Annotated in this window: 19 protein-coding genes; 8 read left to right on the top strand and 11 right to left on the bottom strand. The window is 67.1% G+C overall.

The genetic code is table 11. From position 1 onward, the window contains the following. Window positions 1-149: 149 nt before the first annotated feature. From paoC to AC3A5T_RS12810, 4 genes are all read right to left on the bottom strand, one after another. Window positions 150-2,351, bottom strand: a complete 2,202-nt coding sequence (gene paoC, locus AC3A5T_RS12825) for an aldehyde oxidoreductase molybdenum-binding subunit PaoC (RefSeq protein ID WP_487628902.1) — start codon at window positions 2,349-2,351, stop codon at window positions 150-152. After that, window positions 2,348-3,307, bottom strand: a complete 960-nt coding sequence (locus AC3A5T_RS12820; RefSeq protein WP_487628901.1) for an FAD binding domain-containing protein — start codon at window positions 3,305-3,307, stop codon at window positions 2,348-2,350. The genes paoC and AC3A5T_RS12820 overlap by 4 nt, the downstream gene beginning before the upstream one ends. Further along, the gene (gene paoA, locus AC3A5T_RS12815) at window positions 3,304-3,948 is read right to left on the bottom strand and encodes an aldehyde dehydrogenase iron-sulfur subunit PaoA (protein ID WP_487628980.1); all 645 of its coding nucleotides are present in this window, start codon (window positions 3,946-3,948) and stop codon (window positions 3,304-3,306) included. Before paoA ends, AC3A5T_RS12820 begins: the two co-directional genes overlap by 4 nt. Before the next feature lie 130 nt (window positions 3,949-4,078). After that, complete coding sequence (locus AC3A5T_RS12810; RefSeq protein WP_487628900.1) at window positions 4,079-5,104, bottom strand: XdhC family protein; 1,026 nt, start codon at window positions 5,102-5,104, stop codon at window positions 4,079-4,081. Between the two features lie 433 nt (window positions 5,105-5,537). Here AC3A5T_RS12810 and AC3A5T_RS12805 point away from each other — a divergent pair, with 433 nt between their 5' ends. Then, window positions 5,538-7,334, top strand: a complete 1,797-nt coding sequence (locus tag AC3A5T_RS12805; RefSeq protein ID WP_487628899.1) for a DUF885 domain-containing protein — start codon at window positions 5,538-5,540, stop codon at window positions 7,332-7,334. Between the two features lie 139 nt (window positions 7,335-7,473). Here AC3A5T_RS12805 and AC3A5T_RS12800 read toward each other — a convergent pair whose 3' ends face one another. Then, window positions 7,474-7,932, bottom strand: a complete 459-nt coding sequence (locus AC3A5T_RS12800) for a hemerythrin domain-containing protein (RefSeq protein ID WP_332077523.1) — start codon at window positions 7,930-7,932, stop codon at window positions 7,474-7,476. 156 nt (window positions 7,933-8,088) lie between these two features. On the opposite strand from AC3A5T_RS12800, the gene AC3A5T_RS12795 reads away from it, so the two are divergent. Then, complete coding sequence (locus AC3A5T_RS12795; protein WP_487628898.1) at window positions 8,089-8,886, top strand: amidohydrolase; 798 nt, start codon at window positions 8,089-8,091, stop codon at window positions 8,884-8,886. Window positions 8,887-9,283: 397 nt separating this feature from the next. Here AC3A5T_RS12795 and fabR read toward each other — a convergent pair whose 3' ends face one another. Then, a complete protein-coding gene (gene fabR / locus AC3A5T_RS12790) occupies window positions 9,284-9,961 on the bottom strand; it encodes an HTH-type transcriptional repressor FabR (RefSeq protein WP_487628897.1) in 678 nt (225 codons plus the stop codon). A 94-nt stretch (window positions 9,962-10,055) separates the two neighbouring features. On the opposite strand from fabR, the gene AC3A5T_RS12785 reads away from it, so the two are divergent. Then, window positions 10,056-11,162 (top strand): ferredoxin reductase, encoded by a 1,107-nt coding sequence (locus AC3A5T_RS12785; RefSeq protein ID WP_487628896.1) that lies wholly within the window; start codon window positions 10,056-10,058, stop codon window positions 11,160-11,162. Between the two features lie 65 nt (window positions 11,163-11,227). Beyond that, window positions 11,228-12,361 carry a fatty acid desaturase family protein gene (locus AC3A5T_RS12780; RefSeq protein WP_332077520.1) on the top strand — a complete coding sequence of 378 codons (1,134 nt, stop codon included), beginning with the start codon at window positions 11,228-11,230 and terminating at the stop codon, window positions 12,359-12,361. Between the two features lie 84 nt (window positions 12,362-12,445). Here AC3A5T_RS12780 and AC3A5T_RS12775 read toward each other — a convergent pair whose 3' ends face one another. The 5 genes from AC3A5T_RS12775 to AC3A5T_RS12755 form a co-directional block, all read right to left on the bottom strand. After that, the gene (locus tag AC3A5T_RS12775) at window positions 12,446-13,588 is read right to left on the bottom strand and encodes an NAD(P)/FAD-dependent oxidoreductase (RefSeq protein WP_487628895.1); all 1,143 of its coding nucleotides are present in this window, start codon (window positions 13,586-13,588) and stop codon (window positions 12,446-12,448) included. Between the two features lie 58 nt (window positions 13,589-13,646). Further along, entirely contained in the window at window positions 13,647-14,096 is a 450-nt protein-coding gene (locus tag AC3A5T_RS12770; protein WP_487628894.1) for a PaaI family thioesterase, read from the bottom strand. Window positions 14,097-14,216: 120 nt separating this feature from the next. After that, window positions 14,217-15,872 (bottom strand): pseudouridine synthase, encoded by a 1,656-nt coding sequence (locus AC3A5T_RS12765; RefSeq protein ID WP_487628893.1) that lies wholly within the window; start codon window positions 15,870-15,872, stop codon window positions 14,217-14,219. Further along, on the bottom strand, window positions 15,869-16,759 hold the full coding sequence (scpB, locus tag AC3A5T_RS12760; RefSeq protein ID WP_487628892.1) for an SMC-Scp complex subunit ScpB: 891 nt from the start codon (window positions 16,757-16,759) through the stop codon (window positions 15,869-15,871). The genes AC3A5T_RS12765 and scpB overlap by 4 nt, the downstream gene beginning before the upstream one ends. A 28-nt stretch (window positions 16,760-16,787) precedes the next feature. Then, window positions 16,788-17,693, bottom strand: a complete 906-nt coding sequence (locus tag AC3A5T_RS12755; protein WP_487628891.1) for a segregation and condensation protein A — start codon at window positions 17,691-17,693, stop codon at window positions 16,788-16,790. Between the two features lie 392 nt (window positions 17,694-18,085). On the opposite strand from AC3A5T_RS12755, the gene AC3A5T_RS12750 reads away from it, so the two are divergent. The 4 genes from AC3A5T_RS12750 to AC3A5T_RS12735 all read left to right on the top strand — a co-directional run bounded on the left by AC3A5T_RS12750 (window position 18,086) and on the right by AC3A5T_RS12735 (window position 24,571). After that, window positions 18,086-18,385 carry a YciI family protein gene (locus AC3A5T_RS12750; protein ID WP_487628890.1) on the top strand — a complete coding sequence of 100 codons (300 nt, stop codon included), beginning with the start codon at window positions 18,086-18,088 and terminating at the stop codon, window positions 18,383-18,385. A gap of 143 nt (window positions 18,386-18,528) precedes the next feature. Beyond that, window positions 18,529-19,569 (top strand): LacI family DNA-binding transcriptional regulator, encoded by a 1,041-nt coding sequence (locus tag AC3A5T_RS12745; protein WP_487628889.1) that lies wholly within the window; start codon window positions 18,529-18,531, stop codon window positions 19,567-19,569. Window positions 19,570-19,785: 216 nt separating this feature from the next. Continuing rightward, window positions 19,786-22,821: a TonB-dependent receptor gene (locus tag AC3A5T_RS12740; protein WP_487628888.1), complete on the top strand. Its 3,036-nt coding sequence runs from the start codon at window positions 19,786-19,788 to the stop codon at window positions 22,819-22,821. 85 nt (window positions 22,822-22,906) lie between these two features. Further along, entirely contained in the window at window positions 22,907-24,571 is a 1,665-nt protein-coding gene (locus tag AC3A5T_RS12735; protein ID WP_332077512.1) for a glucoamylase family protein, read from the top strand. The last annotated feature ends 7 nt before the right edge of the window (window positions 24,572-24,578 follow it).

Genomic DNA, 24,578 nt, shown 5'->3' with positions numbered 1-24,578 from the left:
CGGTCTCCGCAGAAACCTGAGCACCTCTCCCTCTGGGAGAAGTCGACGCGCAAAGCGCGTCGGGTGAGGGCAGAGGTGTTTTCTGCGAACTTTCCCCCTCACCCCAAGCCCTCTCCCAAAGGGAGAGGGGCTTCAGAGCAGAGCTCGCGTCAGGCGATGTCCGGCAACCCGCCGATCACCTTCTCCAGCGTGATCGGGTACTCGCGCACCCGCACGCCGGTCGCGTTGTGGATCGCGTTCGCGATCGCCGCAGGCACACCGCACAGTCCGAGCTCGCCCACGCCCTTGGCCTTCATCGGCGAACTGTCGGCGTCGGCTTCGTCGAGGAACACGACCTCCTGCACCGGAATGTCCGCATGCACCGGCACTTCGTAACCGGCAAGATCGTGATTGACGAAGAAACCCATGGTCGTATCAACGGCCAGTTCCTCGCTCAGCGCTGCGCCGACGCCCATCGTCATCGCACCGATCATCTGGCTGCGCGCCTGCTTCGGATTGAGGATGCGGCCGGCCGCGGCCACCGACAGCATGCGGCGCACGCGCGTCTCGCCGGTGTGCACGTCGACGCCGACTTCGGCGAAATGCGCGGCGAAGGTGCTGAGTACCTTCTGCTTGTCGAGATCGCCGAATTCGATCGCGTCCTCGACGACGATCTGTCCGTCGCCTGCGGCATCGGCGAGTGACACCGACTTGCCGCCGGCGCTGACCTTGCCGTCGGCGAACTCCGCCGTCGCGGGGTCAAGCTTGAGCCTGGTCGCCACGACTTCGCGCAGCTTCATGCAGGCCGCATAGACACCGGCCGTCGAACTGTTCGCGCCCCACTGGCCGCCGGAACCGGCGGAGGCGGGGAAATCGGAATCGCCCAGCTTCACGTCGATCGACCCGATCGGCAGGCCCAGCGTTTCAGCCGCGGTCTGCGCGATGATCGTGTAGCTGCCGGTGCCGATGTCGGTCATGTCGGTTTCGACGGTGACGCGCCCATCGCCGTCGAGGCGCACGCGGGCGCCTGACTTCATCACCGGAGCGTTGCGGAAGCCCGCAGCCACGCCCATGCCGACCAGCCAGCGGCCGTCACGCACGCTGCCGTGTGCCTTGCGCGCATCCCAGCCGAACTTCTCGGCGCCCTGGCGCAGGCACTCGACGAACTGGCGCTGCGAGAACGGACGCTCGGGCTTTTCGGGATCGACCTGGGTGTCGTTGCGGATGCGGAACTCGACCGGATCCATGCCGAGCTTGTCGGCGATCTCGTCGATCGCGATTTCCAGCGCCATCATGCCCGGCGTCTCGCCCGGCGCGCGCATCGCGTTGCCTTCCGGCAGATCGAGCGTCGCGAGGCGCATCTTGCTCATGCGGTGTTCGCCGGCGTAGAGCAGCCGCGTCTGCTGCACCGCGACCTCGGGACCGCCACCTTCCAGATCGCCCGACCAGCTTTCATGGCCCATCGCGGTGATGCGGCCATCCTTGGTCGCACCGATGCGGATGCGCTGCAGCGTAGCGGGGCGGTGGGTGGTGTTGTTGGCGATCAGCGGGCGATGCAGCGCGACCTTGACCGCACGCTTGGCGGCCTTCGCGCCGAGTGCGGCAAGTACCGCGTCGGCGCGCACGAACAGCTTGCCGCCGAAGCCGCCGCCGATGTACGGCGACACCAGCCGCACCTTGTCCGGCGCGATGCCGAGCGTACGGGCGACCTCGCCCTTGCCCCAGGCGATCATCTGGTTGGACGTCCAGATCGTGAGCTTGTCGCCGTCCCATTCGGCGAGCGAGGCCATCGGCTCCATCATCGCGTGCGACTGGTCGGGCGTGGTGTAGGTCTCGTCGAGCGTGACTTCTGCCGATGCGAATGCGGCGTCGAAATCACCGACCGCGGTATCGGCTGGCGTGTCGCCGCCCTGCGGCTTCACCGCGTTGTCTTTCTCGGCTTCCAGCGAGAAACGGCCGCGGCCGCGCGTATAGACCACGCGCACCAGCGATGCAGCCGCGCGCGCCTGTTCGAAGGTCTCGGCAACGACAAGCGCGATCGCCTGGTGGTAATGCTGGATTTCCGGGCCGCCGAGCAGCTTCGCGGTGTTCATGCGGCCCTGGCCCAGCTTGCCCGCGTTCTGCGCAGTGACGACGGCGAGCACGCCGGGCGCGCGTTCGGCAGCACTGGTGTCGATCGAGGCGATACGCCCCTTCGCGATACCGGCGCCGATCACGTGGCCATAGGCCGCGCGCTCGGTGACGTCATGCCATTCGTAGGCGTAGTGCGCGGTACCGGTGACCTTGCGCGGGCCGTCGATGCGGTCGAGCGGCTGGCCGACGACGCGCATCGCGTCGATCGGGTTCTGGCCTGCGGGTGTGTCGAACTTCATGACGTGGCCTCCTGGGCTTCGGCCAGGGCCGCAGCGATGGTGCGCTCGGCGAGGATCAGCTTGAACCGGTTGTCTTCGGTGGGCGCGGCGCCATCGAACAGACGCGCCGCCACGGCCTTGGCGCCACGCGGCAGTTCCGCGTCGGCCGCATCGCTGCGCCAGGGCTTGTGCGCGACACCGCCGACAACCAGGCGACCACTGCCGTCGCGCTGCACGATCGCGGCGACCGAGACGAGTGCGAACGCGTACGACGCGCGATCGCGGACCTTGCGATAGATCTGACGACCGCCGACCGGCGGCGGCAGCACGACGGCGGTGATCAGTTCGCCGGCTTCGAGCACCGTTTCGCGCTGCGGCGTATTGCCCGGTGCGAGATAGAAATCGTCCAGCGGAATGCGACGCGTCTGGCCGTCCGCCTTGACGGTTTCGACGACCGCATCGAGCGCGCGCATCGCGACAGCCATGTCGCTGGGATGCGTGGCGATGCAGTCCTTGCTGCCGCCGATCACCGCGAGTTGGCGGCTGTAGCCTTCGATCGCGCCGCAGCCGCTGCCCGGCAGGCGTTTGTTGCAGGCCTGGTCGGTGTCGTAGAAATAGGGACAGCGCGTGCGCTGCAGCAGGTTGCCGGCTGTCGTCGCGCGGTTGCGCAGTTGGCCGGACGCGCCGGCGAGCAGAGCGCGCGACAGCAGCGGGTAATCCTTGCGCACGCGGCGGTCCGCCGCGAGATCGGTATTGCGCACGCCGGCGCCGATGCGCAGGCCACCATCGTCGCTCTTCTCGATCGTATCGAGCGACAGCCCGTTGACGTCGACCAGATGCGCCGGCGTTTCGATCTCCAGCTTCATCAGATCGAGCAGGTTGGTGCCACCGCCGATGAACTTCGTGCCGGGCGTGCGCGCGGCCGCAGTAGCGGCCGCCGCGGGCGATTCCGTACGTTCGAATCCGAAGGCCTTCATGCGCGTGCTCCCGACGTGCCGGCAACATCTTCGATCGCGTCGAGAATGTTGGCGTAGGCGCCGCAGCGACAGAGGTTGCCACTCATGCGCTCGCGGATTTCGCTGCCATTGATCGCGGGGCGGGCGGTGAGGTCGGCGGTCACATGGCTGGGAATGCCATCGCGGATTTCGCCGAGCACCGCGACCGCGGAGCAGATCTGACCGGGCGTGCAGTAGCCACACTGGAAGCCATCGTGCTTCACGAAGGCGGCCTGCATCGGATGCAGCTTGTCCGGCGTGCCGAGGCCTTCGATGGTCGTGACCTTCGCGCCTGCGTTCATCACCGCCAGGCTCAGGCAGGTGTTGATGCGGCGGCCGTCCACGATCGCCGTACAGGCGCCGCACTGGCCGTGATCGCAGCCTTTCTTGGTGCCGGTGAGGTGGAGTTCCTCACGCAGGAAATCGAGCAGCGTCGTGCGCGTGTCGACCTCGCGCTCGACGGTTTCGCCGTTGACCTCCAGCGAGACGCGCTGGCGGACGGGCGGGCGCAACGGCGTAGGCGTGGCGGCGGCATTGGCGGCCTGCGCGACGGCGGGCATGGCGACTGCGCCGGCCGACGCGGCGCCGGCCTTCAACAGTTCCCGGCGGGTGAGGGGAGACATGGACATTCCTCTGGCTGGCTCGAAAGGCTGGCTGGATAGGGGCACGCGGACTTGTGCAGGACGAGCATGCGGGTCCGCGTGTTGTGGTGTGGTCAATGAATGCGGGTGGCGTTAATAGAAGCGTGCGCGCTCAGCGACTCCGGGCGCCGCGCCACTGCTGCAGCTGGGTGGCGATGCTCAGGGCGATCGCTTCCGGTCCGCGTCCGCAGTGCGGAATGCCGACCGGCGAATGCAGGCGATCGGCCAGCGCTTCACGCTCTGCAGGGCGCAGCAGCTTGAACAGATCATCGCGACGGCGCTGCGGTCCCAGCAGGCCGATGAAGGGAATGCGCGAGCCGGCCAGTGCGGCCAACGCATCGCGATCGGACTCGAAGCCGTGGTGCATGACCAGCGCGACGTCGGCATGCGGGTGCGCGGCGACGGCATCGTCGGGGTGGAGGTCCAGCAGATCCGTATGCGGCCCCGCGGCATCGCGCCAGCGCGCGCGGCGCTCCGAGACGATCACGCGCCAGCCCAGCGATCGCAGCATCGGGACCAGCATTGGTGTTTCCGGACCGGCGCCCAGGATCAGCGCCTCGGGGGCGCGATGCAGGGTCAGCGTCCAGTCCTTCGATGCGGATTGCGGCGCTTCGCCGACCGGCAATTCCCACGACCACGCGCGGCCATCGAGACGGCAGGCGATGCGGCCACCGCGTTCGAGTCTGATCTCCAGCGCTTGGCCGCCGGCGAGCCAGGCCGAGATCGCCTCCTCGACCTCCGCCATCGCGGCCAGCGGCAGCAGCGCGAGCACCTGCCGGCCCCGGCAGCCGACCGCGCTGCCGGAGAACAGGGACTCGTCGTCGGTGGTATCGATCTCCAGCCATTCGAGGCGACCGGCATCCCCGGCCAACAGTGCAACGCGCTCGATCTCCGGCTCCAGACACCCGCCGCTGATCCAGCCGACGTGCGGGCCCTCACCGAACAGCGCGAGCGCGCCGGTCGAGGCGTAGGTGGAGCCTTCTGTTTCGACGACGAGCGCGAGCACCGGCGCGCGACCGGCGGACAGGGCATCACACGCGGCCTGTAGCACGGCGCCGGGATTGCCTTCGGCAAAGCCCGGCGCAGGAACGTGCAGTGCCTCGGCATTTGCGGCGACGGCGGATGTGGCAACCGCCATCAGCAGGCGCCGTGCGCGGTGGCGTGGCGTGCGAAAGGCGAGTGCGTGGCTGGCGTGGGGCTGGCCATTGAAGAGTCCGGACGGGTCGGTGAAAGAGTGTGGGGTGGGTCGTGAGTGTTGTGTGGACTGGGTGGGTGATCGGTGTGGGTGATTCGCGGCGTTTGCCCTCCTCTCAACCCCTCTTCCGGAAGGAGAAGGGCTTTGTTGATGCGATCGGGGCGTTTGCGGCGGACGACGAGCGCCCAGTGTCGAGCCCCTCTCCCCTTGGGAGAGGGGCAGGGTGAGGGCAGCTCTCCGCGAAACAGCCACCGCATCCGACGCACTCGGCACAGCGCCGCGCATGCACGCCAAACCCATTCCCGGCATCCTTGCAGGATCGCCCGCGTCTCCCATGCGGGCCGATACGACCACCACCGCTTTCCAGGAGTCGCCGATGTCCTTCGCCCCGCGTCGCCACATGACGCTGTCCCGCCTCGTGCTGTCCCTGTCGCTCGCCCTCGGCATCGCGTCGCCCGTGCTCGCGCAGGAAACGCCTGCGCCGGTACTCGCGCCGCCGGCGAACGCCGCCGAGACCGCTTTGCGCGATCTCTACACACGCGAGTGGGAATGGCGGCAGGCCGAATTCGTGCGCGAGAAGGTGGACGGGCGCTGGCAGGGCAGTGACCGGTTGCCGTCGGTAACGCCCGAGGCCTGGGCGCGCCGCGCGGACTACTGGAAGGCGGCGCTCGATGCGCTCGACGCCATTCCGCTCGACCAGCTGGGCCGCGAGGAGCGCATCAACGCCGCCGTGTTCCGCACCTCGATCGAAGCCAGCGAAGCCAGTGCGCGCTGGCGTACGTACGAGGCACCGTTCAACAGCGACAGCTTCTTCTGGGGCGGCATCAATCCGCGTCAGCCGTTCCAGACCGAGGCCGACTGGCGCCGGTTCATCGGCCGCCTGTCCGACGTGCCGCGCTATTTCGACGAGCAGATCGCGAACATGGAAGCCGGCCTGGCGCGTGGCTGGAGCGTGCCGCGCGCGACGCTCGAAGGACGCGATAAGACGCTCGATTCCTATGTCCTGACAGGCGAGACGAATCCATTGCTGGTCACCTTCGACCGCATTCCCAACACGATTCCCGAGCCCGTGCGCACCCAACTGCGCGAAGAAGGCCGGCGCGTCGTGCTGGAGCAGACAATTCCCGCCTACGCGAAGCTGCTGACCTTCATCCGCGGCGAGTACCTGCCGCGTACGCGCACGACGATCGCCGCGAGCGATCTGCCCGACGGCCGCGCGTTCTACCAGACGCAGATCCGCGAGTACGTCACCCGCGACATGAGCGCGCGCGAGATCCACGACTTCGGCCTCGCCGAGGTCGAGCGCATCAGCGCGGAAATGCGCGAGGTCATGACGCGCGCCGGCTTCGAAGGCGACCTGCCGGCCTTCATCGAGTACCTGCGGACGGATCCGAAGTTCTATGCGAAGACGCCGCGCGAGCTGCTGGGCGAAGCCTCGCTGATCGCCAAGAAGATCGACGGCCAGCTGCAGTACGTGGTCGGCACGCTGCCGCGTTACCGCTTCACGATTCTGCCGGTCGCCGACGACATCGCGCCGATCTATACCTCGGGCCGCGGCGGCCTGGACGCCTGTTTCTTCAACACCTACGACCTGCCGTCGCGTCCGCTGTACAACCTGCCGGCGCTGGTGCTGCACGAATGCGCGCCCGGCCACAGCTTCCAAGCCGCCCTCGCGCTCGAAGCACCAGCGCGTCCGGATTTCCGCCAGCAGACCTATTTCTCCGGCTATGGCGAAGGCTGGGGCCTGTACACCGAATGGCTCGGCACGCGCATGGGCATCTACGAAACGCCGTACGAGGAATTCGGCCGGCTGACGTTCGAAATGTGGCGCGCCGCGCGCCTGGTCATCGACACGGGCCTGCACGAATACGGCTGGACGCGCGACCAGGCGATCGAGTATCTGGCCAGCCACACCGCGCTCGCGCGCCACGACGTGGTGACCGAGATCGACCGCTACATCTCCTGGCCGGGCCAGGCGCTGTCGTACTACATCGGCTACAAGACCATCCTCGACCTGCGCGCCGAAGCCGAGCGCGAACTCGGCCCGGCGTTCGACCAGCGGCCCTTCCACGACACCATCCTCAATCTGGGCTCGGTGCCGTTGCCGGTGCTGGAAGAGGAAGTGCGGCGTTTCATCGCCGAGCAGAAGGCGGCGGGCGGGGCGGTGAAATGACGGTCTGCAGGTCCCGGCGTCGGTGCCGAGACTGGAGCGCATCGATTTCCGCGACACGCGAAGTGCGTTGCGCCCGCAACGCACTGTGCATCGTCGTAAAGCGCCGGCGCGACAGGACGTTGCGCTGAGCGCGTAGAACTCACGCCTCGCGAAGTTTCTTTTCCATGCGTGCGTGGTCGCGGCGGTAGCGCTGCGCCGCGCGGGTCTTCTGGGTGTCGGTCAGCAGCTTGCCCGACACTTGGAAGAACTTGCGCTCTTCCTCGCGCAGATGGTGGTGCACCTTTTCCGACAGCTGCTTCGCTTTCGCCATCCAGGCCGCGCCCGCGTGGTCGTGCGTCTGCAGATCCTCCACCAGTTCGTCCATCTGGTGATGCTCGTGCAGGGCATGGCGCGAGGCGTCCAGTCCAGCGTCGTGCATCAGGATCGGCGCGTAGAGGAAGCGCTCTTCGGCAGCGGCATGGGCCGCCAGCTCGATCCGCAGATCGGTGAACAGTTCGACGCGGCGCTCACTGTGCGGCGGCGCGCGCAGCAGCTTGCGGCACAGCGAGCGCTGGCGTTCATGGCTTTCGCGCAGGGCGTCGTAGATGGTCTCGGGCATGGCGGGCTCCGTGGTGGGCTGGCTGGCTGCGGCCACGGTATGCAGCACCAGGTGGAGCCGGCGTTGACGCGCCGTTCCACCCATGCGCTTGAGCGCGTCCGCGGCAGCGCCGAGAATCGGACATCGGTCGCGCAGACGCGGCTCAAGGATCGCCTCATGCAGAACCTCCGCGTGTCCACCGTCCAGGGCGCCACCGTGTGGCACGACCCGGCGGCCAACCGTGCGTACTACGGCGATCTGATCGCGCCGCTGCATGGAGTGACCGATCTGGTCGTCCTGCCCGAGACCTTCACCAGTGGCTTCAGCAACGACGCGATCGATCGCGCGGAAGACATGGACGGCCCGACCGTCGCCTGGATCCGCGCGCAGGCGGTCGCACTCGATGCGGCAGTGACCGGCAGTGTGCAGCTGCGCGATGGCGACGGTGTCTACAACCGCATGCTGTGGGCGACGCCGGACGGCGCGTTGACGCACTACGACAAGCGCCATCTGTTCCGTTACGCGAACGAACACAAGCGCTACGCCGCCGGTCGCGATCGGTTGACCGTCGAGTGGAAAGGCTGGCGGATCAATCCGCAGGTCTGCTACGACCTGCGGTTTCCGGTGTTCTGCCGCAACCGCTTCGACGTCGAGCGCCCGGACGGACTGGATTTCGACCTGCAACTGTTCGTCGCCAACTGGCCCGCCGCGCGCGCGTACGCGTGGAAAACCCTGCTCCGCGCGCGGGCGATCGAGAATCTCTGCTACGTGGTCGGCGTCAATCGCGTCGGCACGGACGGCAACGGCCTGGCGTATTCCGGCGACAGCGCGGTGCTGGACATGCTCGGCCAGCCGCTGAGCGAATCGACGGACGAGGAAGTGGTGTCGACGACGACGTTGTCGGCGGAGCAGTTGCGGGCGCATCGGGAACACTTCCCGGCGATGCTGGATGCGGACCGGTTCGAGATTGTTTGAGGTCGCGCGCCTCGCGCCGCTGGTGCTGATCGCTCACGCAATGCTCGAGACCCGTCGCCCCGGCGCAGGCCGGGGCCCAGCGACTTCGCGCGTGCAGCTACGAATCTTTGAGCCCGTCATCCCAGCGCACGCTGGAAGCGCCTTTCAACAGCCGGATGGCTGGTCATCCATTTTGATTCTCGGGGCGCAGCGTGCTGATCACGGAACTTGTCCGTGTCCCGAATCGAAAGTCACTGGGCCCCGGCCTGCGCCGGGGCGACGGCCGAATTGACCGAGCGCCTGCGAGCGGCGCGAAAATCAGAATGGATCCCAGCTTTCGCTGGGACGACGGCGCGTCTTCGATGGTGGTCCGACTTATCGAGGTGTCTCAACACAAAGCCGGATCAAAGCCCAAACCTCACCGCGCGCCCTTCACCTTCCCCATCGCATGCGCGCCGCGCAGCAGCATGCGGATCATGTGCGACAGCTCGTCCACCAGCGCTTCGTCGCGCTCGGGCGGAGAATCCAGCGCGGTACCGCCCATTGCGAACACCAGGCGGGTGATCGCGCGTGCCACCAGACCCGGCTCGTGGAACACGATGCCCTGGGCTGCGGCGATCCGGACCAGATCCGCGCGTAGTTCGACTTCGAAGAACTGCAGCTGGCGGTCGACCGCGCGTTTGAAGGCGTCCGAGCCGACCGTGCCTTCGCGCAGCAGCACGTGCAGCAGCTTGTCGTCGGCGCGCAGGCGTTCCATGAAGGCTTCGAGCGAGCCGCGGACGATGCTGCGGCCGGCGACGGCGCGCTTGCGGGCGTCGCCGACGATCTTGCGCAGCGATTCGCCGGCCAGCTCGATCAGGGCGACGGCCAGTTCGTCCATGTCGTGGAACTGGCGATAGAAACTGTTCGGCGCGATGCCGGCCTCGCGCGCCACTTCGCGCAGGCTCAGGGTCGAGACGCTGCGATGGGCGCCAGTCAGGCGCAGGGCGGCCTTGATCAGATCCTCGCGGACGATCACCGGTTTGCGGCCGGCCTGGCTCTCCGAAGCGCTCTGGCCGGAGTCGCCGCTGTCTGATGCAAGGGTGCGGGCGGTCACGTTGAGCCGTCGGAAGACTGGGCGATCAGCATAGCAGTGTCCATTAATGTACAAGTGTATACACGGCTGTGCGGATGGGTGTACAGTGCCTCCCATGTCGACCGTCCAGCCCCTGAAGCCGTCCCGCCGCAGCCGCTTGCGCAGGCTCGCCACGCCGTTCGTGGTGCCGCCCGTGTTCGATTTCTGGGCGCAGCGCCTGCATCCGACCTGGAGCTGGGAGCGTCCGCTCGCCCGCGTGGTCGCGCATGCGCCGGCCGCGTCCAACGCGGTCACGCTGACGCTCAAGCCCAATCGGCACTGGGGCGGCGCGCAGGCAGGGCAGCATGTGAACCTGACCGCCGACATCGACGGCGTGCGGATCACCCGCAGCTACAGCCTCGATGCGCCGGTCGCCGCCGATGGCCGCATCACGGTCACGGTGAAGGGCGTCGACGAGGGCCGCATGAGCCGGCATCTGCTGGCCGCGGCGCGGCGCGGTGACGTCTTCGATATCGGGCCGGCGTTCGGTGATCTGGTGCTGCCGGCCCAGGTCGAAGGCAACTGGCTGTTCCTGGCCGCCGGCAGCGGTGTCACGCCGCTGATGGCGCTGGTGCGCCAGCTGGCCGGGCAGGGCATGCCGGTGCCGCTGACGCTGGTCTACTGGGCGCGCACGCGCGCCGAGCTGTGTTTCGTCGACGAACTGCGCGCGCTCGCCGCGCGCCATGCCGGCTTCGAGGTGCGTTTCGTGCTGACGCGCGAAGCCGCCACCGCGGATGATGAAGCGGCCGGTCGGATCGACGCCGGACTGCTCGACACGCTGGTGCCCGATCTCGCCACGCGCCAGGTGTTCGCCTGCGGCCCGGGCGGCTTCGTCGCAACGGCCACCGGACTTGTCGAAGATCGCGTGCCCTTGCTGCGCACCGAAGCGTTCACCCCGCCGCCGCGTCCGCTGAGCGACGACAGCGGCATGGTCGAAGTGCGTCTGGCGCGCAGCGGTCGCGCGCTGCAACTGCAGCGTGGCGTGCCGCTGCTGCAGGCGCTGGAGGCCGAAGGGCTGAAGCCGAAATCCGGCTGCCGCATGGGCATCTGCAATACCTGCGTCTGCGGCAAGTCGGCCGGCGCCACGCGCGATCTGCGCACCGGCGCCGCCAATACCGAGGCGACGGCCGCGCTGAAGCTGTGCATCAGCAGCGCCGTGTCCGATCTCGTGCTCGATCTCTGAAACACGCCGCGTCGAAACGTTCCGCTCTGTCTCGAAAGACCCTGCTTCTGAATTCCGGAGTCGTCATGTCAAAGCTCACCGCCTCGCGCCGTCTCTCCACGCAGGAACTCGATGCCTTCGGCGCCGAGCTCGATGCGTTGCACACGCGCACGATGGCCCAGGTCGGCAAGGTCGACGCCACCTACATCCGTCGCGTCGTGCGCTGGGTGCGCTACTGCGCCGTGCTCGGCCGCGGCCTGCTGTTCGTCGGTGCCATTGGCGGCGCGTTCGTGCCGTGGCTGCTGTGGCCGGCATGTATCGCCGGCGTCGTGTTCCTGGCGCTGGCCAAGATCCTCGAGAACATGGAAGTCGGCCACAACGTCATGCACGGCCAGTACGACTGGATGCACGATCCCGAACTCGACAGCAACAAGTACGAGTGGGACATCGTCGCGACCGGCGACAACTGGCGCCATTCGCACAACTTCCGCCATCACACCTATACCAATGTCCGCGGCATGGACGACGACATCGGGTACGGCCTGCTGCGCATCTTCCCCGAACAGCGCTGGCGCCCGTTCTATCTGATGCAGCCGGTGATCGCGGTCGTGTTCGCGCTGTACTTCCAGTGGGGCGTGGCGATCCAGGAACTCAAGCTCGGCCGCTTCTTCGCCGGCAAGATGCCCAAGGGCAAGCTGGCGCGCGATTTCGCGCCGGTCGGTCGCAAGATGGGGCGCCAGCTGCTGAAGGACTATCTGATCTTCCCGCTGCTGGCCGGTCCGTTCTTCCTGCCGGTGCTGCTGGGCAACCTGGTCGCCAACGGCATCCGCAACGTGTGGACCTACGTGGTGATCTTCTGCGGCCACTTCACGGCCGACGTCGAGACCTTTCCGAAGGACAGCATCCGCAACGAGTCGCGCGGCCACTGGTACATGCGTCAGCTGCGTGGCTCGTCGAACATCGGCGGCGGCAAGGTCATGAACCTGCTGACCGGCAACCTGAGTCACCAGATCGAGCACCACTTCTTCCCCGACGTGCCGGCGCATCGCTACGCCGCGTTGTCGGTCGAGGTGCGCGAGATCTGCCAGCGCTACGGTCAGCCGTACAACACCGGCTCGCTGCCGCGCCAGTTCGGCGAAGTGTCCTGGCGCATCCTGCGTCATGCGTTTCCGAGCCGGCCGCGTCGCATGGCGGGCTCGCGCGAGTTGCAGACCGCCTGAGCGAGCGGCGCCGAGGCGCTGCAAGTGCGGCACTCGAAACGCGTCCGCTCCGGCGGGCGCGTTTTCGCATGTGCAATTCGGGATTCATGCGGAAGCGTGGCGCCTGCCGCGGCGATGGAAATAGACCTGCTCGGCGGCGCGACGCAGCAGCGGCGAATGCAGCAGCAGATTCACCGGCCAGTCCATCTGCAGATGATCGAAGGCCCAGCGCAGGCAGCGTTTGACGCGAAAGCGGGGCGCCGCGGTCTCGGCGATCCCTTCCGGCGCGATATCGGCGCCGAGCCGGTGCTGCGCGATCGCGCGGCCGATCGCCTCGCCGTGCGCCCACGCCGAATGGATGCCGCCGGCGGTCAGCGGCGACACGATGCCGGCCGCGTCACCGGTCAGGATCACGCCGGGTGCGGCAAGGCGTTCCACCGGGCCGCCGCAGGGAATCAGGCCGGCGCGTGTCGCGTCGGGCTGCAGCCTCGAAGACAGGCCCAGGCCTTCGCCGACGCGCGCGCGGAAACCGTCGATGTCCGGTACGCCATGCCGGTCTGCGCGATGCCGGAACGCGAGTCCGAGCTGCACGCCGGTCGGCGACTGCGCCGCCCAGCCGATGTAGCCGGGCGCCAGCGTGCGAGTGATGAAGCAGTGCAGGGCATCGGGCTCCGCCAGCGTGACGCCGTGGAATTCGTGTTCGACGCCGTAGAGAAACGCATCGACCAGACCGAGGCCGGCGCGCTGGGCCACGCGTGATTTCGCACCGTCGGCGCCGATCAGCCAACGGGTGCTGCCGAGTCCTGCGATCTGCCAGCCAGTGCCGTTGCGCTGCGCGTCGGTGAAGGACTGCATCAGCCGCAGATCGACGCCGGCCTCACGCATCTCGGTGGCCAGCCAGCGCAGGACGTTCGGCGTGTCGGTGGTCAGGAAAGCGTAGTCGTCCGCCTGCAACTGCAGGCTGTCGAGACTCGGTGCGTACAGCCGCACGCGCGGCACACGTCGGAAGAGGGCATGCGGCATGCGCCCGAGCCGCGTCTGCGAGAAGGCTTCGGCGACGATGATGCCGGTCGTGTGCAGGCGGATGCCGGGATCGTGCTTGCGTTCGAGCACGCAGACCCGCAGGCCCGCTTCGCGCGCAGCGAGCGCACACGCGGCGCCCGCGAAACTCGCGCCCACCACGACGACATCGAAATCGAATTGCGCGTCTTTGTCCAAACCGTCGGTCTCCAGCTTCGAGCAGGACACCAGTTTCGATCGCGTGGATGGAGCGCCGATGGCGGCGCGGTGAAGCGGGTATGAAGTCTCAGGCGCTGCGCGGCGGCAGGATCTGCTGCGTGGCCTGGCACAGTACGAACACCTTGCCGTCCTCGCTGCGCGCCTCGGCCGCGAGATGCAGCACGTTGCGCGTGCGTGCGACGAGGCGCGCCTCGCAGACGATGTGCGGGGTCTCCGGCGTGACCGGTCGCAGGTACTGCGTGTTGAGCGTCGCGGTGACGCTGGGCGGCGCGATCAGATACGAGAACGGTCCCAACGTGTTGTCGAGCGCGGCGACGATGAAACCGCCCTGCATGTTGCCCATCGGGTTGCGATAACGCGGCAGCACCGGAAAGCGCAGCGACATCCGCACGCCGTCTTCGTATTCGAGAAATTCGCCTTCCATGTCGAGCAGGCAGGGCGGCGGCAGCAGGGCGTGCATCGCCGCCGGCGCGTTCGCTCGGATCAGATCGTTGATGGCGTCGCCGGTGATGGTCATGCGCGGACTCGTCGTGAGAAGCGTCGAGTCTAGCCACCGATGCAAACCGGAAAACAGAGGCCACCAACGAACACGGGGCCCGAAGGCCCCGTGCGTCAACACATCACGATGTGCGTGCGATCAGCGACCGCCGCCACCGCCACTGCGCGGGCCGCGATTGCCGCCGCCCGGCGGACGTCCGCCCGGACCACGATTGCCACCGCCGGGTCCGCCGGGGCCACGTGCGCCGGGGCCACCCGGACCCTTCGGGCCGCGGTTGCCGCCGCCGGGACGCGGACCGCGCGGGCCGGCGTTGGGATTGAAGCCGCCCGGATTGGCGTGATCGGAGGGGAAGCTCGGCGCGCTGTCGGGATGACCGTAAGGCGCACGCGGGCGACCCGGAGCACCGCCGCCACCGGCCGGACGCGAGGCCCACGGACCCTGTCCGACGCCACCGCTGCCTGCGCCACGCGGACCGCCACCACCCGCACCGCGCGGGCCCTGTCCTGCGCCGCCGGGACCACCGGGGCCGCGCTTCTTCGCGCCGCCCGGGCCGCCGTAGGGCTTTTTGGGGCCGCGGCCGTCGGCGTTGCGGTGACCGGTCGGGCCGGTCTCCACGCCGTCCGGCACGTACCAGGTGCGGAACGCGGCGGGATTGCCCTCGGGCAGGGCACGCGCGCCCTTGTCGGCGCGCTGCTTGAACGGCTTCTGCGACTGCTTGGCCGCGGCGTCGCCGCTGACCGTCAGGCCGCCGTGCGGCTTGCGCGGGCCGCCACGGCCACGGCCGCGGTCTTCGCGCACGTGGTCGAAGCGACGCAGTTCGCGACCTTCGTCGGCGCCACTGTTCTGGCCGTTGACGTAGGCCTTGCCGGCGCCGCCCTTGCCCAGATGCACGGTCGACTTGGCGGCCTTGCGCTGGCCGATGACCGGCTGCAGCGTCAACGCCGGCGGCGGACCTTCCTCGAGCTTGAGTTCCTTGCGCAGCGCTTCGACCTGCACGTCGGGCAGTTCCTGCGACTGGCCGCGCAGCAGCGGCTGCGGCAGCGTGACCTGGCCGTAGCGCACGCGCTTGAGGCGGCTGACCTGGCAGCCCTGCGATTCCCACAGGCGGCGCACCTCGCGGTTGCGGCCTTCCTTGAGCAGTACCTGGAACCAGTCGTGCGAATCGGTGCCGCCGATGCGTTCGATCTCGTCGAACTTGGCCGGACCGTCTTCCAGCGCGACGCCGCGCTTGAGGCGATCGACGAGCTTGTCCGACACCGTCTCTTCGCCTTCCGGCGCGCGCACGCGGCACACGTACTCGCGCTCGACTTCGTACGACGGATGCATCATCGCGTTCGCGAGTTCGCCGTCGGTGGTCAGCAGCAGCAGGCCGGTGGTGTTGATGTCGAGACGGCCGATCGCGATCCAGCGCGCACCCTTGAGCGCGGGCAGGGCCTCGAAGATCGTCGGGCGGCCTTCGGGATCTTCGCGCGTGGTGACTTCGCCTTCGGGCTTGTTGTAGATCAGCACGCGCGCCGGTTCGGTCAGCGCGCTGGCGACGAACACCTTGCCGTCGAGCTCGATGCGGTCGCTGCCCTTGATCGACATGCCGGTCTGGGCGACTTCACCGTTGACCTTGACCAGGCCGTCGGCGATGCGCTGCTCGAGCGCGCGGCGCGAGCCGAGGCCGGCCTGCGCCAGCACCTTGTGCAGGCGCTCTTCGAGCTTCGGCGCGGCATCCGCGGCCGGGGCTTCGCCGCGCTTGAGCGACAGCGGGGAACGGGCGGGTTTGTCGGTATTGCGTTGTTGCGTCATGAATGGCTCCGGTCGCTGTCGCCGTCTGCGGCGAGGGCGTCTTGTGCGTTGGGTGTTGCGGTGTCGTCGTCGGACGAACCGTCCGACGGGGTCTGGGTGTCGTCATCGGAGGCGTCGCCGGCGCTGTCGCCGTCGTCGTCCCCGGGTGCTGCATCAGCGTCCTGCACGTCGTGCGGAACGTCGTCGGCGGCGGCGGCGGCGGCGATGTCGCTGCCGGTGTCCGCGTCGTGTGGGGCGTCGTCTGCGTCGTCGGTGTCGGGATCGGCGTCGTCAGCGACGGTGTCGTCGTTGGACGCGATGCCACCGACCGAGCGGTCCGCGGCGTCGGTGCCGGCGAAGCGCATCTGCGGATCGAGCTCGGCGAAATCCTTGAGTTCCGACAGCGGCGGCAGATCGTCGAGACGACGCAGGCCGAAGTAATCGAGGAAGCCTTTGGTCGTGCCGAGCAGTTCCGGACGGCCGGGCATGTCGCGATGGCCGACGACGCGGATCCACTCGCGCTCTTCGAGCGCCTTGATGATGTTGCTGTTGGTCGCCACACCGCGCACCTGCTCGATCTCGCCGCGGGTGATCGGCTGGCGATAGGCGATCAGCGCCAGGGTTTCCAGCGTGGCGCGCGTGTACTTGGTCTGGCGCTCGGTCCACAGCCGGGACACCCAGCCGTGCACGTCGCCGCGCACCTGGTAGCGCCAGCCCGAGGCCAGCTCCACGAGTTCCACGCCGCGATCGGCACACGCGGCCTGCAGATCAACGAGCGCCTGCTTGAGGCTGCCCTCGGGCGCGGGTTCGTCGAGCGTGAACAGCGTTTCCAGCTGCGCCACGGTCAGCGGCTGCGACGAGGCGAGCAGGGCCGCCTCGACGATGCGGTTGATGAAGGTCTGTTCCATCGGGACTGTTCGGAGATCCGGTCGGTGGTCAGGACTGGGCGGGTTCGGGGACGTCATCGTCGAACTCGCTGGAGAACGTGGTCGGCGGCGCGGCGCCGTCGGCATCGGCGAGCGACTTGATGTAGATCGGCGCCAGCGGCGCCTCCTGCACGATGTCGAGCAGGCGTTCCTTGGTGAGCTCGAGGATCGACAGGAACGTCACCACGACGCCCAGCCGACCTTCCTCGGGTTCGAACAGCGACTCGAAGCGGTGGAAATGACCGCCGGTGAGCCTTGTCAGCACTTCACCCATGCGCTGGCGCACGCTCAGGGCGTCGCGACGGATCGCATGACCGGTGAACAGCTCGGCGCGCTTGAGCACGTCGTGTAGCGCCAGCAGCATCTCGCGCAGATCGACCGGCGGCGGATCGCGGTTGATCGTGCGCTCGGGCAACGTGGCCTGCGCCGGCGCGGTGTCGCGATCCTGGCGCGGCAGCCGGTCGATGTCTTCGGCCGCCTGCTTGAACCGTTCGTATTCCTGCAACCGGCGCACCAGCTCGGCGCGCGGGTCGCCTTCCTCGCCTTCTTCGACGGGCGGACGCGGCAGCAGCATCCGCGATTTGATCTCGGCCAGGATCGCGGCCATCACCAGATACTCGGCGGCGAGTTCGAACCGAAGCTCCTGCATCACGCCGATGTAGGCGACGTACTGCTTGGTGATGTCGGCGACCGGGATGTCGAGGATGTCGAGGTTCTGGCGGCGGATCAGGTAGAGCAACAGGTCGAGCGGGCCCTCGAACGCGTCGAGGATGACTTCCAGCGCATCCGGCGGAATGTACAGATCCTGCGGGATCTGCAGCACCGGCTGGCCATGCACCAGCGCCAGCGGGAATTCCTGCTGCTGCGGCTGGGCGGCATTGGCGGACGCCTTGGCGTCGGGTGCAGGCTGTGTCATTCGATAGGCAACAGCAGCGGGGCGCTCGGGCGCGGAGAATGGATCACGGGCAGTGGATCGCTGGCAGGGCGGGGCGACGGCTCGGCGGGCCGCGGGAAAGCGGATCCGGTCGGTTGCGCGGCTCGGGCCGGCGCGGGGACAACGGTGCTGCGGAACATCTTCGTCTGGGTCGGTCGTCGCCAAGCGCGAAGCGCGTCTGCATGCAGGGCAGGCGCGGAGATCGGAAGGGCGTTGGACCGGGCCGGTGGGGCGACCGCGTGCGGCAGCGTCTGCAGACGTGACGGGCGGCGAACTGGCCGGATGCTGGTGCACAGAGTACGCGGTGCCTGCCGGACCTGTCCAGCGGGCGCGCTCGCTACACTGCGCGCCTCACGAACGGACAGGGGACGCCCATGTGGTACGCGATCGAAGGCTATGACGGCGAGGACGTGCTCGCGCGTCGTGGCACGGCACGCCCGGCGCATCTTGCACGCCTGATCGCGCTGCGCGATGCGGGCCGCTTGCTGCTAGCGGGCCCGTGCCCGGCGATCGATGCCGAGGATCCGGGCCCGGCGGGCTTCAGCGGCAGCATCGTCATTGCCGAGTTCGGCTCACTGGCCGATGCGCGGGCCTGGGCGGACGCCGATCCGTACGTGGAGGCCGGCGTCTATGTGCGCGTCGACGTGCGGCCGTTCCGCCCGGTGCTGCCCTGATCGCCACGGCACGATCGACGAAATAGCCTGCAGATCGCGGCTTTTATAGTGCAGTGCAGCATCGATTGTTCGTTACATCCGGTTTACATGACATTGTGGAAACGCTTACAGTCCGGCCCATCGCGAGAGCGGGAGGGTGCGGTTTGAGCGTGACGATCAAGGATGTGGCCAAGGCCGCCAGTGTGTCGGTTGCGACGGTGTCGCGCGCCCTCAACGGCCACCAGAACGTCGCCGAAGCGGTACGCGAGCGGGTGCTGGCCGTCGCCGCCGAACTGCGTTACAGCCCCCACCACGCCGCGCGCAGCCTCAGCAGCCGGCGCACCCAGACTGTCGGCGTGGTGCTGCCCGACATCCATGGCGAATTCTTCTCCGAACTGATGCGCGGCATCGACCAGGTGGCGCGCACCCGCGGCCAGCATCTGCTGGTGTCGAGCTACCACGGCAATCCGGAAGAGCAGGGCGCCGCCCTGCGTGCGATGCGCGGCCGCGTCGACGGCCTGCTGCTGATGTCGCCCTACGTGCACGACGTCGACTTCCTCGAACGCAACGTCGACGCCAGCCTGCCCATGGTGCTGATCAATGCCGCGCAGGGCCGGCCGCAGCTGTCGGTCGGCATCGACAACTACGGCGGCGCGCGGGCGATGGTCGCGCATCTGGTCAACGCGGGTTACACGCGCATCGCCTTCATCGACGGACCCGAAGACAACGACGACGCACGCGAGCGAAAGCGCGGCTATCGCGATGCACTGGCGGCCGCGGGCGAGACGTACACGCCGTGGGAGCTGCCGGGCCAGTTCGACGAAGACTCCGGACATCGTGCGGGGCAGGCGCTGCTCGCGCTCGATGCACGACCCGATGCGGTGTTCGCCGCGAACGACATGATGGCCATCGGCTGTCTGTATGCACTCGGCCGCGGTGGCGTGCGCACACCTGCAGACATCGCGGTCGTGGGCTTCGACGATATTCCGCTTGCACGCTACGTTCACCCATCGCTCACGACGATGCGCGTCGACATCGCTGAACTGGGCGCGCGCGCATTGAAGGCGTTGCTGGAGATCGAGGATGCGGGGAATGCAGAGGTCGCGGTCCATACCGCGTTGCTCGAGCCCGCGCTCGTGATCCGTGATTCGAGTGGCACTGCCACTGACTCATCGTCCAGTGGAGAGCCGTCGAACCGGTCATGACCGGTCGACGTCGGCGCCTTGGGAGGGGTTGCATGACATCAAGTCCGATACCGACGCATCACCGTGTGTGCAGGGGCACATGCGTGACGTCGTATGTCGGCGAATGTGTCGTGGGTCTTTCCGACGGACGTTCGAGGTGACACCGCCGCTTCGCGGCACACAGGGCGGCGGGAATGCCGTCCGTACAAACATCCCCTGAAGATAGAGACCGACGACATGACACACAGCGACACCCGGCCGCGCGCCTTCTCGCGCTCACTTCTCAGTATCGCGCTGGGCGGTTGCCTGGCGATGGCGGCGCCCGCGCTGCTGGCCCAGTCCACGTCCGCCACGATCCGCGGCCAGGTGATGGTGGACTCCACGCCAGCAACCGATGCACGCATTACGGCTGTAAACACGGCCACCGGTCTGAGCCGGAGCGTCGGCGTGAGCGCGAACGGCAGCTACAACCTTGCGGGTCTTCCGCCAGGCACGTACCGGCTGCAGGTCGAAGCCAACGGACAGAGCACTTCGCAGACGGTGACTGTCGCGATCGGCCAGACCGCCACGCTCAACCTGGGCGTGGGAGGTGTTGCCGAAGCGGCGCCGACAGGGGAAGCCACGGATCTGGACGCGGTGACCGTGACCGCTGACGTATTGGTTGAGACCAAGACGTCTGAAATCGCGACTTACGTGTCGCAAAAGCAGATCGAATCCTTGCCGCAGAATTCGCGCAACTTTCTGGCTTTTGCCGACACCGTGCCGGGCATGCAGTTCGTCAATTCGCCCAACGGGACCGAGTCCCAGCTGCGCAGCGGTGCGCAGGGGTCGAACAACATCAATGTGTTCATCGATGGCGTAGGCCAGAAGAACTACGTGACGCCGGGCGGCATCACTGGTCAGGACGACAGTCGCGGCAATCCGTTCCCGCAGTCTGCGATCGGCGAATACAAGGTCATTACCTCGAATTACAAGGCCGAGTACGACCAGATCAGCAGCGCAGCGGTGACTGCCGTCACCAAGTCGGGTACCAATGACTTCAGCGGTAGCTTCTTCTGGGACCGCACCGCGGACGAGTGGACGGCAAGAACGCCGCGCGAGATCCAGGATGGCGTGCAGCAGAAGCAGGTGACAGAGCAGTACGGTGTCACCCTCGGTGGCCCGATCATCCGTGATCGTCTGCACTTCTTCGTTGCGTATGACGCCAAGGACTTCGTGGTACCGAAGGACACGCGGCCACCGACGGTGTTCGACCCGTCACTGCTACCGGCCGATCTCGCTGGCCTCTACGGCGGCTACAGCGTCCCGTTCAATCAGGACCTCTACTTCGGCAAGCTCAGCCTGCAGCTGGCCGACGCGCACTTGATCGAACTGTCGCTGCGATACCGGGAAGAGGATTCAATCAGTCCCGGAAACGACATCAGCACGCCGTCGTTTGCGACCAATTTCACCAACGATGAGACGCGCGTGGATCTGCGCTATCAGTTCAGCAGTACGGACTGGTTGAACGATGCCCACATCACGTTCGAAGAAGCTGCTTACAACCCGGTGCCGGTGACGGCGGCGCCCGGACTGCGTTACACGATCATCGACCCCAATAACCCCGCCGTCCTCGATCTGGGCGTGCTCAACGTTGGCGGCGGTCCGACCTTCCAGGACAAAGGCCAGCGTGGCGTCGGTTTCCAGAATGATCTGACTTTCTTCGGATGGGAGGGTCACACCGTCAAGATGGGTGTGAAGTACAAACAGGTTGACCTCAATGCCTTCCAGCAGAATCCCCCGTTCCCGCAGTACTTCTACGATGTCAACGAAGGTCTGACGCAGCCGTATCGCATCACGTTCTCCGCACCGTTGGAGGGCCGCAATCCGAACGTGGAGTCGAGTAACAAGCAGTTCGGCATCTATATCCAGGACGACTGGGAGGTCAACGATCGGCTGACGCTCAATCTCGGTCTGCGCTGGGACTACGAGGACAACCCCAGCTACACCGACAATATAATGGACCCCGGCATCGCAGCGGCAATACGCGGCTGGAGCAATCTTGACAACGCCGATTACAACCGCGAGGACTTCATCAGCGACGGCCGGAACCGAAAGAACCAGAAGAATGCGTGGCAGCCGCGACTCGGCTTTTCATACGATCTGAGCGGTGACGAGACCCACGTACTCTTCGGTGGTGCGGGTCGCGCGTACGATCGCAACATCTTCGACCAGATGGCGCGTGAATATTACGGTGGCGCCTTCACGGGCTACGAAATCCGCTTCGACACGCCGCTGCATCCCTGCGATTCGGCAACCGCGTCGAACTGTGTGCCATTCGATCCAGCACTGTTGACCCCGGAAGGCATCGCTGCCTATACGGCTGCGAACCCGCGCTCGGGTGGCGAGGTGTACGCACTCAACAACGACCTGAAAACGCCGTACTCCGACCAGTTCAGTCTCGGTATCCGCAGCCAGTGGCAGGTGATGGGCCACAACTGGAGCACCTCGGCGACCGTCGCGCATATCCGCAGTCGCGACGGCATCTACTTCCGTCTCGGCAACCGGTACGAGGACGGCAGCTTCCATCGTGTTGCGGGCGCTCCCGACGCGACGTGGGGCGGCGCGCCGTTTGATCAGCCCATTCCCGGTTACGGCAACCTGATCCTTGGTGACAACGGCATTGAGTACAACCTCAACTCGCTGCTGCTGTCGTTCGACAAGCCCTACACCGAAGATTCGGGCTGGGGATTCAATGTGGCCTACACGTTTAGCGATGCGGAAGAGAACCGTTCAGACGCATCGAACGGCGAGTCGTTCTATTTCGACGGCTCGCGCGTCGACCAGCGTTTCTATCGTTCCACCGGTCTGGCCCGGCATCGTCTCGTGCTCTCGGGCATCTACGAGCTTCCATGGGAGACGACGTTCAGCGCCAAACTGATCGTCGCGAGCCCGACGCCTCGCAACGCAACCAACTGCATCGCCGATCCGGCACGAGGCAATCCGTACTGCTTCTACGATCCCTATACACCTGACGGCACGTTCGGGTTCAAGCAGTTCGATTTCTCGCTTGAGCGGCGTTGGGACACCGGTACCGATATCTCGTTCAAGGTGCGCGCCGACGTGCTCAACGCGTTCAATTGGCGCAACTGGAACCAGTACGACTTGAACCGTGGTGGCTGGGGCGCTAATGACGCGCAGCTCACTGTCAACGAGAACTTCGGTTCGCGCAGCGGCAATGAGATTCTGCTCCCAACGCGTACGTTCAAGCTGTCCTTCGGTATCGACTGGTAAAAAACCCCGCTGCCGGTCCCCTTCGGGCGACCGGCAGTTTTATACTGGCCCCTGTAAACGATTTCAGCGCGAGGTTTCCTTCACGATGCAATCCCGTCTCCGTGCGTTCCAACTCCTGATGCTCGTCGCGCTTGCCGCGTTGTTCCTGGCCGGCTGCGGCAAGCAGGCACCTGCCGAACCCGATGTGCCGCCACCGAAACCGGGGCCCATCGAGCAGGTGCCGGAGGTGGCTGCGCCCGTGGAAGAAGTGAAGGGCCCGCCGGAGCTGCCGCCGCTGTTCGCCGACATCGAGCGCCGCACGTTCCAGTATTTCTGGGACACGACCAACGAGGTCAACGGCCTGACCCCGGACCGCTTTCCGTCGCGTCCGTTCTCGAGCGTCGCCGCGGTGGGCTATGCATTGACCGCGTATCCGATCGGTATCGAGCGTGGCTGGGTGAGCCGCACGCAGGCGGTGGATCGCACGCTGACGACGCTGAAGTTCTTCAGCAGCGTCAAGATGGGCCCGCAGGCCACCGGCACCGCGGGCCACCAGGGCTTCTTCTATCACTTCATCGATATGCAGGACGGCCACCGCTTCGAGCCGTGGGTCGAGCTGTCGAGCGTCGACACCGGCCTGCTGATGATGGGCGTGCTGTTCGCGCAGTCGTATTACGACCGCGACGATCCGCGCGAGGTCGAGATCCGCGAACTGGCCGACAAGCTGTACCGCAACGTGCGCTGGCCGTTCCTGCAGCAGCGCAAGCCGCTGATCTCGATGGGCTGGTATCCCGAGAGCGGCTTCATCGAGCACGACTGGACCGGTTACGACGAGGCGATGCTGGTCTACATCCTCGCGCTCGGCTCGCCGACGCATCCGGTCGGCCCGGAAGCCTGGGAAGTCTGGACGCGGACCTACGACAAGCTGTGGGGCGTGTTCCGCGGCCAGGAATACCTGAGCTTCGCACCGCACTTCGGTCACCAGTACACGCACGTGTGGGTGGATTTCCGCGGCATCCGCGACGACTACATGCAGCGCCGTGGCATCGACTACTTCGAGAACAGCCGCCGCGCGACGTATGCGCAGCGCCAGTACGCGATCGACAACCCGATGGGCTGGAAGGACTACGGCGAGAACGTCTGGGGTCTGACCGCCAGCGACGGTCCGCAGCGCACCGACCAGGATTTCAACGGCGAGCAGCGCGAGTTCCGTCATTACAGCGCGCGCGGCGCAGGCCTGGACGTGGCGTTCGACGACGGCACCATCGCGCCGACGGCGGCAGTCGCCTCGATCGCGTTCGCGCCCGAGATCGTGATCCCGGCGACCGAGGAGATGCACCGTCGTTACGGCGACTATCTGTACTCGAGCTACGGCTTCCTCGATTCGTTCAACCCGAGCTTCACGTACGAAGGCGTGCCGCTGAAGACCGGTCGCATCGTGCCGGGCAAGGGCTGGGTGGCGAGCGACTACATCGCGATCGACCAGGGCCCGATCCTGGCGATGATCGCGAACTACCGGAACGACTTCGTCTGGAACGTGATGAAGAAGAATCCGTACATCCGCGCCGGTCTGGAACGCGCGGGCTTCACCGGCGGCTGGCTGGCCGGTGAGGACGAGCCCAAGGATTCCGGTCCGCCGGACGCCGAGGCGGCGATGGCACGCTCGATGGGCATCGCTGAGTCGCGCGCTGCGAACCAGACGTCTGACCGCGATGGCCGCACGCCGGCTCCGGCGCCGTCGCGCGCCTCCGATCCGGTTCCGGCGGAGTAAGCCCTTG

It is taken from the genome of Luteimonas sp. Soil_C_16 (assembly GCF_057657295.1).
This window is presented reverse-complemented; position numbering and strand designations above follow the sequence as displayed.